The 9,587-nt window shown below is 66.0% G+C and carries 9 protein-coding genes; 5 read left to right on the forward strand and 4 right to left on the reverse strand.

Translation table 11 applies throughout. The features are described 5' to 3' along the window. Positions 1–14 precede the first annotated feature (14 nt). A complete protein-coding gene (locus QF819_04875; GenBank protein ID MDP6802493.1) occupies positions 15–1,118 on the forward strand; it encodes a hypothetical protein in 1,104 nt (367 codons plus the stop codon). Positions 1,119–1,143: 25 nt separating this feature from the next. Here the strand turns inward: QF819_04875 and QF819_04880 are convergent, their stop codons facing one another. Then, complete coding sequence (locus tag QF819_04880) at positions 1,144–1,581, reverse strand: hypothetical protein (protein MDP6802494.1); 438 nt, start codon at positions 1,579–1,581, stop codon at positions 1,144–1,146. A 76-nt stretch (positions 1,582–1,657) separates the two neighbouring features. Beyond that, the gene (locus tag QF819_04885) at positions 1,658–3,133 is read right to left on the reverse strand and encodes a CehA/McbA family metallohydrolase (protein ID MDP6802495.1); all 1,476 of its coding nucleotides are present in this window, start codon (positions 3,131–3,133) and stop codon (positions 1,658–1,660) included. A 176-nt stretch (positions 3,134–3,309) separates the two neighbouring features. Between QF819_04885 and QF819_04890 the strand changes: the two genes are divergently transcribed. Further along, on the forward strand, positions 3,310–3,813 hold the full coding sequence (locus QF819_04890) for a PTS sugar transporter subunit IIA (GenBank protein MDP6802496.1): 504 nt from the start codon (positions 3,310–3,312) through the stop codon (positions 3,811–3,813). Further along, positions 3,803–4,774, forward strand: coding sequence for a YihY/virulence factor BrkB family protein (locus QF819_04895; protein ID MDP6802497.1), 972 nt, complete (start codon positions 3,803–3,805; stop codon positions 4,772–4,774). The genes QF819_04890 and QF819_04895 overlap by 11 nt, the downstream gene beginning before the upstream one ends. Positions 4,775–4,841: 67 nt before the next feature. On the opposite strand, the gene QF819_04900 is transcribed toward QF819_04895, so the two are convergent. Then, positions 4,842–6,071 (reverse strand): hypothetical protein, encoded by a 1,230-nt coding sequence (locus QF819_04900; GenBank protein MDP6802498.1) that lies wholly within the window; start codon positions 6,069–6,071, stop codon positions 4,842–4,844. Between the two features lie 460 nt (positions 6,072–6,531). On the opposite strand from QF819_04900, the gene QF819_04905 reads away from it, so the two are divergent. Next, positions 6,532–7,506, forward strand: coding sequence for a hypothetical protein (locus QF819_04905; protein ID MDP6802499.1), 975 nt, complete (start codon positions 6,532–6,534; stop codon positions 7,504–7,506). A gap of 33 nt (positions 7,507–7,539) precedes the next feature. Here the strand turns inward: QF819_04905 and QF819_04910 are convergent, their stop codons facing one another. Next, positions 7,540–8,358 (reverse strand): hypothetical protein, encoded by an 819-nt coding sequence (locus QF819_04910; GenBank protein MDP6802500.1) that lies wholly within the window; start codon positions 8,356–8,358, stop codon positions 7,540–7,542. A gap of 133 nt (positions 8,359–8,491) precedes the next feature. Between QF819_04910 and QF819_04915 the strand changes: the two genes are divergently transcribed. Then, positions 8,492–9,520, forward strand: a complete 1,029-nt coding sequence (locus tag QF819_04915; GenBank protein ID MDP6802501.1) for an NAD-dependent epimerase/dehydratase family protein — start codon at positions 8,492–8,494, stop codon at positions 9,518–9,520. The last annotated feature ends 67 nt before the right edge of the window (positions 9,521–9,587 follow it).

The raw sequence follows: 9,587 nt of genomic DNA on the forward strand, positions 1-9,587 counted from the left end.
GAAAGGGGAACACCATGGCCAGCGGGCCTTCCTTACGCTTCCTGCCTCTGATGCTGGCGGGGGTCGCGGCGCTTCTGTCCGGCATGTACGCCGGACTGGTGCGCATGGGGTGGATGCTTCCGGGCCTCGGTCCGGGACTGGCCGCGCTCCATGGTCCGCTGATGGTCTGCGGGTTTGTGGGAACGCTGGTGTGCGTGGAACGGACCGTCGGGATGCGGCAGCGCGTCGCGATACTCATTCCCATTCTGGCCGCTCTCGGGATGATCGGGATTCTCGCCGGAGTGCCCGCACCCTGGCCCGCGGTGATCGTGAGTCTGGCCAGCGCAGGACTGATCGTCGCCTATGCCACGGCCATGCGACTCCACGGGGGCGTCCCGCTGACCGTCATGGCGCTGGGTGGTGTCGCGTGGCTCGTGGGGAACCTTCACTGGCTGGCGGGCGTTGCGCTCCACCTGCCGGTTGGCTGGTGGATGGGCTTCCTCGTGCTCACCGTGGCGGGGGAACGCCTGGAACTCAGCCGCATGGCCAACCCGCCGCCTTCCGCGAGGCGTCTATTCACGGCGTGCGTGGTGCTGTTCTGCGGCGGCCTCACCGCGGGGTCCGTCTTCCCCGGGCATGGGCACATTCCCGTGGGGATCGCGCTGGCGGCGCTGGCGCTCTGGCTCTTCCGGTTTGATATTGCCCGCCGCACCATCCGGTCCACGGGCCTTCCGCGGTTTGTCGCGGCAAGCCTTCTCTCCGGCTACGCGTGGTTGTTGCTCGGCGGGGCGGTCATGGCCGGAACCGGAGGAGTCGCCTCGGGCATGACCTGGGACATCATCGTGCATTCCGTGTTCGTGGGCTTCGTCTTCTCGATGATCTTCGGGCACGCCCCCATCATTTTCCCGGCGGTACTGGGGGTCCCGGTTCACTATCGCCCGCTGCTCTATGCGCCGCTCGCGCTGCTTCATCTGTCGCTGATTGTGCGCGTCGCGGGGGATCTTGCGGGAAACCCCGTCGTGCGCCGCGCGGGGGGGCTTCTTGATGCGGCGGCCATCATTCTCTATCTGGCGATGATTCTCGGGTCCGCGCTCGCGGGGCGGGGCCGAGCCGCGGACGAAACCTCCGCCCGCGGCTGATTCACCCTGTCGGTGTGCGCGCCGGCTACTTCTCCGTCAGATTCCGGATGTGTTCGCGCAGTGCGGCCACGATCACCGGCTTCTTCACGAGGTCCGGGTTCGGCGGCATCAGAGGACTCAGGCCGACCGCCGGGCCTCCTTTGAGGATGATCGTCTCGATCTCTTCATCCTTGGCGGTCTTCTGCCACTCCGCATCGAGAAACGAGCGCGGCTTCGGGTTGAGTGCCACCGCCGCAAGCCCGTCACCGGCTCCGGTCGCGCCGTGGCACGCCCCGCAACGGGTGGTGAAGATCTGTGCGGCCTCCTTGCGGGCCTCGTCCGTGATCTCCAGGGCCGTCTTTTCGACCCCCTTGATCTCCTGAACCGTCTCCGCGGCCTTGACCTTTCCGGTTTCGGCCGGGACGAACGACGGCAGTGCAAGGGTCGCGACCACCGCGAAAGCAGGAAGGAACTTCCGAGTCATGATTTCTCCTTGGGATGCGAGTTGTTGAAACGGGGGGGGATTATGGGAGAGTGACCCACGCATTTCCAGCACCGATTCAGCGCGATTCAGACATTTCGTCCGCGATCCACACCGGCGACACCCAGAACCGTTCTCCATCGACCGATTCACCCCGGAGCCACACGGCGGTTCCGTCAGGGAGTGGTCCAATCTCCACCGCGAAGTCGATTTCCGGGTGGCCGTCAGCCTGGAACTGTCGGATGGGCTTTCCACCCGCCATCAACTCCACACGCCGCAGCGCGTGCTCGGCGGCCACGAATCCGCGAACGGGGTACTTCGCGCCCGGTTTCGAGGAGAGCGTCTCGCCCGGGAGGCGGTCCCCGACGCGGAAGTCGAGGAGAAACCGCTCGCCGGAAGTGGCGTAGGTCCGCCCGTCGCGGAGTGCCTCGAAGAGATCCGCACGACCCGAAGACTTCGCGATGACCGCGGTCAACCCGCCGGGGTAGGTGGCGTCGCGGATCGGCGGCGGGGAGGGATTCCCCGGTGTGGAGAGATGCGTATCGCTGAATGCGGCGAAGGAGAGCCGAAGCCCCCGGCGGAGCGCATCGACCGCGGTTCGGCCTTCCGCCGGGTCGGAGGTGGGGCGGAAGTCCGGGTCGCCGTCCATGGTCCCGTGCCCGGAGTAGATCTCAATCAGGCGATCGAATCCACCGACGACCGAATCCCACTGAATCGTGGGGGTCAGGCGCGACCCCACCGGATGCGCGATCACCGAGAACGCGCCGGTTCCGCGGAGCGCTTCTGCCAGTGCCGCGGGCGTGTCGGCTTCCTGATACGAGACGAACCGGCTCCGGTCATCCGGGAAGAAGATCACGCGGTGCCCATGGACCCGAGAGGACCATTCCCAGCCGAGAAAGGTGGTGAATCCGTCGCACCGGGCGGCGCGTGCCTGCGCGGCGATCCGATCCCAGCCGTCCGGGGAGGTGTCGAGTCCTCGGGAAATGAACTGCTGAAAGTCGTGTTCGGAGAGGCAGGTGTAGTTGAGATGCGCGATCTCCCGCGCGTACCAGAAGTAGCGCCGGGGCGGATTGACACCGTCCCCGATGTCGGAGTGGCCGTGCGCGTCTCCCCAGTAGACCCGAAGCGCCGCGCCTCCGCTTCTGGCACGGAGATCCTCCTCTGACGCCACCACGCGCACCGGCCCCACGGATGCGGGGGCCTCGCCCGTGTCGCAGGTGACCGTTCCGCGATGAATCCCCGGCGTATGGAATGTGACCAGGACCGCGGGCTTGCGCGGTTTCGCGGCGGCCTCCGGGGCTGTCAGCTCCGCTCTGGGGTCATCGACCCGGAGAATGGCCTGTCCGGTCCATTCGGGCCCGGGAAGCCCCCTCTCGTCGATCGCGGAGACGAGCAGCGGAACCGGCACCCCCGCCAGTACCACCGAGGGGAGTGTCGCGTGCAGGCGAAACGGGCTTGAGGGGGGCGGCTCGCTCTCCTCCTTGCCGCATCCCGCGAGAAGAAGGAGCGTGATCGGGACGAAGAGGGCGCAGATTCCGGGCTTCGGGAGATTCACGGCGCGCATCCGGTGGAGAGTCGGTGGATCATCGCATCAGCGCGCCCCAGAATACTCCGATTTCACCGGCACGCCCTCGAAAATCGGGAGAATCGCGCCGCCGGACTCTCGGTTGCCCGCGGTCGCCCGGGCGCGTACCCTCCCGGGGCGCGCGCCCGGACTATTGGAGGGTACTCTTGCGAATCTCCCGGCTTCTGCGTTCCGGGTTTCTGGATCTGGACTTCCAGCCCGAGTTGCCCGAACCTCCGCCGGACGAGGACTCCGCGCCGTCCCGGCGTTATCTTCGCGACTGCCGGGAGCAGATCCTGCGCGGACTCGTGGAGCGGCTGGAGCCGGGCGGGGGGATCGCGCACCCGCGGCGCCTGCTGCGGGAGTTGGTGGCCCGGGAGCGGCAGTTTTGCTCGGCCGTCGGCGACGAGGTGGCCATTCCGCACCTGCGGACACTTCAGGTGCGGAAGATGCGGCTCGGCCTTGCCCGATCGCCGATGGGGCTGCCGTTTGGAGAGGGAGGAGAGCCGGTCCGTCTCTTTCTGCTCCTGGTGGGGCCTTCCGGAGAAGAGGCCGCCTACCTCCGGGTCTTTCGCGCACTCGCGGGGACGCTCCGGATTCCGGAAGAGCGGCAGCGACTCATGGAGATGGACGAAGAGTGGGAGATCATGAGGCTTCTTGATGTCGGATGAACGCCGGTCGCCGTCCGCCCGGCGACTCGAGGAACTGAAGCGGCTTCCGGAAACGGTCCGGCGCGGTCCGGTGCGTCCGTGGAAGCGCGCTCCGCTGGAGATCCTCCGTGCGTTTCGTCGCGACCAGTGTTACTTCCTGGCCGCCGGGATCAGCTTCTACTTCATGCTCTCGCTCATCCCCATGCTGATGATCCTTCTTGCGCTCATCGGGAACTTCCTCCGCGGGTCCACTTCCGTCGCAGAGGATCTCCTGGCCGCTGTTCACGCCTACATCCCCTTTCTGACGCAGGAGATCATCGCGAACATCGAAGCCGTCATCGCCAACCCCGCACTTCTCGGGTGGATCGGCGGCGCCGCGCTGTTCCTTTCGACCGACCTGGTCTTCGTGGCGGTGCAGTTTTCGCTCGATCGGATCTTCATCCCCGGGCGGCGCAGTTTCCTTCGCTCGAAGATGCTCTCCGTGCTCCTGGCCGTCATGGTCTTCCTGGTTGTGCTCGGGACGATTGCCGTGAATGCCGTGGACCGAAGCCTTGCCGTGATCGAAATGAACGCGTTTGGCGGGCCGGGGATCGAGGTGGGACTTCACCTGTCCACCTGGGTGATCGGGATTCTCCTGATCGCGTGTTTCACGCTGGCGATCCGGGTTCTTCCCCACGCGATCATTCCCCTTCGGTACGCGTTCTGGGGGGGGATCGCGGGGTCCGTCCTGTGGCTGATGGTGAAGTTCTACTATGTCTGGTATCTGGAGAATGTCTCGAAGGTGGGGCCGCTGTTCGGGTCGCTGTCGGCGGTGATCATGACGCTGCTGTGGGTCTACATGTCCGCGCTTGTCTTCCTGCTGGGGGCGGAGTTCACGGCGTGGCTGGTGAGGACTGATCCGCGAAAGAAGTTTGCGGAGTCCGGTCCCGGAGACGATTCCCGGCACTCCGATCGAGTGGAAACCGGAGAGACGGCCGCGTAGAGATCGGCCCCGGGAGCGCAACATACCGGCCCGCGCCGTCCAGAGGACAACGCGGGCTTGCGTGCGGTCAGTCCAGCCGCGCCAGTTCCGCTCTGGCCAGATGGAACGGGAACTCCCGCCCCTGGGTGGCATCGACAGACCGCGTGTAGTGTCCGCGGGCGATGTCCTCCATCGACTCCATCAGTGCGGCAAAGCCCAGGAAGAAGTGCATGTCGTTTTCGAATCCTTCGAGGAACGCGACATCCTCCAGGTACTTCTCCACCAGAAGATCTCCGGCCAGGTACTCGGCCGACCGTACCGCGACACGCGCCACCGGGTCCGGGTCTTCGCCCGCCCGGCGTGGAATGTCCCGCCAGGTCCGGATGGCCATGTCCCGCATCCCCAGATTCGCGAGCGCAACGCCTTCCCAGAGCTGCGCGACCGCATACTGAGCGCGATTCCCGGAAGCGGGAACGCGGTCGAACGCGCGGACGGCCGCCTTGGGGTCGCCCATCGCCAGGTGCGAGAACCCGCGCCACCCGGAAGGCGACACGGGAACGGGTCCGACGACATCGAAGGAAGTGCCCCCCGGCAGCGTCTCGAACTTGCCGAGGGCGTCTTCAAAGCGCCCCTCTTCGTAATCGATGATCCCGGCCTGAAGCGTGAAGACACGGGAGAAGTCCGGATCATGCCCCAGCGCGCGGTTCGACTCCCGGAGAAGGTAGCGTGCGTCGTCGTAGTCGCGCACTTCCAGCGCCCGGCGAACATCTTCCAGACGGGCGGCGACCCGCTCCTGTGCCGTAATGCGCGGTGCGGGCGCGGGCGCGGAGAGTCTGTCGTTCCGTGCGGTGGTGTGAGTGGCCGGGCGAAGGGCGCCCTCCAGTGTCGGGAGGGAACTTCCCGGGTGCGACACAGCGGCGGTCGTCATGGAAGGCCCGCCCACCGGCGTTTCGGAGGATGTCGTCGTGTGCAGTACCAGCGCGAAGACCGGCAGGAGAAGGGCCGTCGCCGCGATGGCCACGGTTCGGACCGGCATGGATTCCTTGTCGCGAGTGTATCGCGGGATGTACTCGAGTTGCTGCGTGGAGGCAGCGGCGTGCGGTGCCGGAGTCGGCGGGGCGGGAGGTGCGGTCTGCGGGCGCTGGGCCTGGACCGTGGTCACCTGGTGCAGCCCGATCCACGACTGCCCCCCGACCTCGCAGACGCGGGCCGTTTCCGCGATCGCCTGTGCAGCCACTCCCTCGAGGGCCTGTGCCAGAGTCATCGGGCCGAGAACCCGCCCGTCCTGTCCTTCGACATAATAGAGCTTGTCGTTCATCAGGGACCTCTCAACGGTTGCGCGTGGGTGGGCCGGGGTTGAGCGCCGGTCAGGCGGGATCCCGGGTTTCCCTTCTGTCGAGTGGAATCGGTCGTCTCGAGGCCGGACTTGAGCGTGGGCCTCGTGCCGGGCCCGGCGCCACATATCGAGGCTGGAAAGGACGCGTTGTTTCGGCGATTCTCTCCCCCGGTGACAATCGCCCGACGCTCCGCACTTCGATGGACCCTGCCGTGCCGCACGCCAGGGTCCTGGTGGTCGAGGATGAGCCGGACATTCTGGAAGGGATTCGGTACAACCTGGAGAGGGAGGGATACGAGGTCCTGTGCGCTTGCCAGCGCCCATCGGACTTCCGTGGTTCCTTCCCGGAAACTTCACACTCCGGAGGCCATTCCCGCAGCGAACGCGGGTCTTGGCCATCGGGCCTGTTCACTCACTACCGAAGGAAAGGAGAGACAGAATCATGATGAAAGGGGTCTTGATCGGGGCACTGGCCGGGGTGGCCGTCGCGGCTTGCCTTGCACCCGCATTCGCGGGCGAGTCTGCGGTGCAGACGGGCGCCACCTTCTACTTCGACTACTTCGCGTCGCTGTCGGACGCGGACTCCTCGGAGGCGGAGCGCGGGTTCCGGGTGCGCCGGAGCTATCTGACGGTGAAGAAGTCGTGGGACGATCTGATGTTCCGGTTCACCACGGATGTGGACACGAAGTACGGCACGGACAACCTGAATGTGTTTGTGAAGTACGCCTACCTCCAGTGGAAAGGGCTCATTCCCGGCGCGACGGTGCTCATCGGGCAGCACAGCCCGGGGACGAACGCATGGACGGAGAAGCGTTGGGGCCTTCGGTCCGTGTCCATGGCGATGTCGGATGAACGGAAGTGGACGCACTCCGCGGTATTGGGGGTCGGCGCAAAGGGTGAGTGCGGAGAGAGCGGACTCTCCTACGCCGTCAGCATCAACAACGGGAACGGATACAAGAGTCCGCTTGCACGGGACGGTCAGGGATTCGCCGGGCGGATTGCCTGGGCAGGGAACTCCGGACTCATCGTTTCCGGCATGGCATCGTCGAACAACCCGGGTGACGCGGACGACGCGAACCTCTACTTCGAAGGAAGCGGGGGGTTCACGCAGGGGACCGCATCATGTCTCGTACAGTACGGCCGGTTTGAGGATGGTCCGAGCGGCGTGGTGGCGACCGGCATCTCCGCGTTCGCGCGAGTGGGCGCCGGGGATCTCGGGCAGCTCTTCGCACGAATCGACATCGTGGACGAGGACACCGACACCGCAAGTGACGGAGAGACTGTCCTGACGGGCGGATTCGACATCGAACTCAGCCCGGGCTTTCATCTGCAACCGAATGTGCGCGTGGTGAATCACGAGGATGGCAACGAGGACTCCGAGACCGAAGCGCGGTTGACCTTCTTCGCGGGGATCTAGAACGGGAGGGTGGCGGAGTGACCGCCGCTTCCCCTACGGGACGGTGTGCTCCGAGAGCGGGTTCACGGCCAGGAGGTCGCTGAAGCGGCGTTCGGTCACTCGTCGCAGGTAGACCCCCCGCTTCTCGGGAAAGGCGGCGAGCGCTTCCCGGAGAAGGAAGCGGGTGGCGTTTTCCGCAAGCGGTCCCAGGCTCCACGGTTCCGCGCCGGGTTCCGGGTCGTCCCAGGTCAGCACCTCCAGGTAGAGGATCTCCGGGAGTTCCTCGATTCCGTACACATGGCGCTGCCACAACGCCGGGTCGATGGTCGAAGATGCGCCCAGTCTTCGGAGCAGCCGACCCATGGCGGGGACATCCAGCGTGTGGAGCGGTGTGCCGGAGAGCGGGTAGGCGGACAGGTCGAGCGCATCCGCGATGGTCTCCGTCCCTTCAGGCCAGGTGTTTCTCCCAAGCGATCGGTGCAATACACGAAAGGAATCGTTCTCGCCCAGATACACCGCCCCGATGGCGTCTTTCCCCAGCGATTGCGCGTCCATTCGCCCTTCCCAGTCGCGTGGGAGAAGCCACAGCTTGATGAAGGGGTGGTAGGAGAAGCCGCGAGTCTCGTGGAAGAAACTCACGGACGCGTCCTCCAGCCGGATGAGGACGCAGGTGGAGTCTCCATGCCACGAGGCGGGGACGGTGCCTCGTCGGACCTCTTCGATTTTCCAGGTGCCCGGCAGGACGGATTCCACGGTACGCGTGGCGTCATCGATCACGGACGGGCCGGGAGCGTCGTGGTGCGGGGACGCGTGCGCCCCGATCGCGAGTGCCGCTGTCAGAAGGAGAATCGGCCAGCCGCTGTGGACACGCATGGGACCCTCCCGCGTTCGGTGGTGGCCGCTGTCTCCGACGCATGGACACCCCACTGTAGCCCACCATGCGCCGTCCCCGCCACCCGCGCGATTCCTGATGCATCCGCGTTCGGCTTGGGATAGCCTCTCGCGCATGAGACGCTCCGCAATCCTGATTACCGGCGCCAACGGTGAGATCGGCCACGATCTGATCGGGAGGCTCTCCCGTGCGGGGAGTCCCGGCATCGTGGGGCTGGATCTCAATCCGCTGGATCCGGAACTGGCGCGACACTGTTCGGATACGGTCCAGGGATCGGTGCTGGACCGGGCTCTCCTGGACAGACTGGTGTCCGAGTACGAGTTCACCGCCGTCTTTCACCTTGCGGCCATGCTCTCCACGCGCGCCGAGTACACGCCCGTTGCCGCACACGATGTCAATGTTCAGGGGACGCTGAATCTTCTCGACCTTGCGGCCCGCCAGGCGGAGTCGTCCGGACGCCGGGTCAAGTTCATGTTCCCGAGCTCGATCGCGGTCTACGGCCTCCCCGATCTGGAGTCGAAGGACACGACCGGCCGGATTCGCGAGAAGACATGGAATCTGCCGACCACCATGTACGGCTGCAACAAGGTCTATTGCGAGCAACTCGGTCGGTACTTCGCCTCGCACTACCGGCAACTGGAGACGACACGGGATGTTCGCGGCGTGGACTTTCGAGCCATTCGGTTCCCCGGTCTCATCAGTGCCGTGACGGTGCCGTCGGGCGGGACTTCGGATTTCATCCCGGAGATGATCCATGCGGCTGCGGACGGCGTGCCCTATGAGTGCTTTGTGCGCGAGGACACGCGCATCCCGTTCATGACCATGCCGGATGCGGTTCGCGCACTCCTCCTGCTGGAGAAGGCGCCGGAAGAAGCACTCTCGTGGCGCGTCTACAATGTCACCAGCTTCAATCCGTCCGCGGGGGAGTTCCGGGAGACCGTGCGTACCCATTGGCCTTCGGCGGAGATCTCGTTCGTGCCGGATGCCCGGCGGCAGGCCATCGTGGACACCTGGCCCGCCGATGTGAACGACGATGACGCCCGGAGTGAGTGGGGCTGGGCGCCGGAGTTCGACCTGGGCAGTGCCATGCACGACTACCTGGTGCCGGGGATTGCCGGTGAGCGCCCGGAGGGAGCCGCATGACGCCCACCGGAGACGCACCCGCGTTCTTTCAGGCGCTGGGAGATCCCACCCGGCTGGCACTTCTGGC

It is taken from the genome of Gemmatimonadota bacterium, assembly GCA_030747075.1.
Classification (GTDB): Bacteria; ARS69; ARS69; order ARS69; family ARS69; genus ARS69.

Bases quoted from the DNA above. Each gene is read 5' to 3' on its own strand.
- QF819_04900 (MDP6802498.1), bottom strand. From the start codon at position 6,071: ATGAACGACAAGCTCTATTATGTCGAAGGACAGGACGGGCGGGTTCTC.
- QF819_04880 (MDP6802494.1), bottom strand. From the start codon at position 1,581: ATGACTCGGAAGTTCCTTCCTGCTTTCGCGGTGGTCGCGACCCTTGCA.
- QF819_04875 (MDP6802493.1), top strand. From the start codon at position 15: ATGGCCAGCGGGCCTTCCTTACGCTTCCTGCCTCTGATGCTGGCGGGG.
- QF819_04915 (MDP6802501.1), top strand. From the start codon at position 8,492: ATGAGACGCTCCGCAATCCTGATTACCGGCGCCAACGGTGAGATCGGC.
- QF819_04905 (MDP6802499.1), top strand. From the start codon at position 6,532: ATGATGAAAGGGGTCTTGATCGGGGCACTGGCCGGGGTGGCCGTCGCG.
- QF819_04910 (MDP6802500.1), bottom strand. From the start codon at position 8,358: ATGCGTGTCCACAGCGGCTGGCCGATTCTCCTTCTGACAGCGGCACTC.
- QF819_04895 (MDP6802497.1), top strand. From the start codon at position 3,803: ATGTCGGATGAACGCCGGTCGCCGTCCGCCCGGCGACTCGAGGAACTG.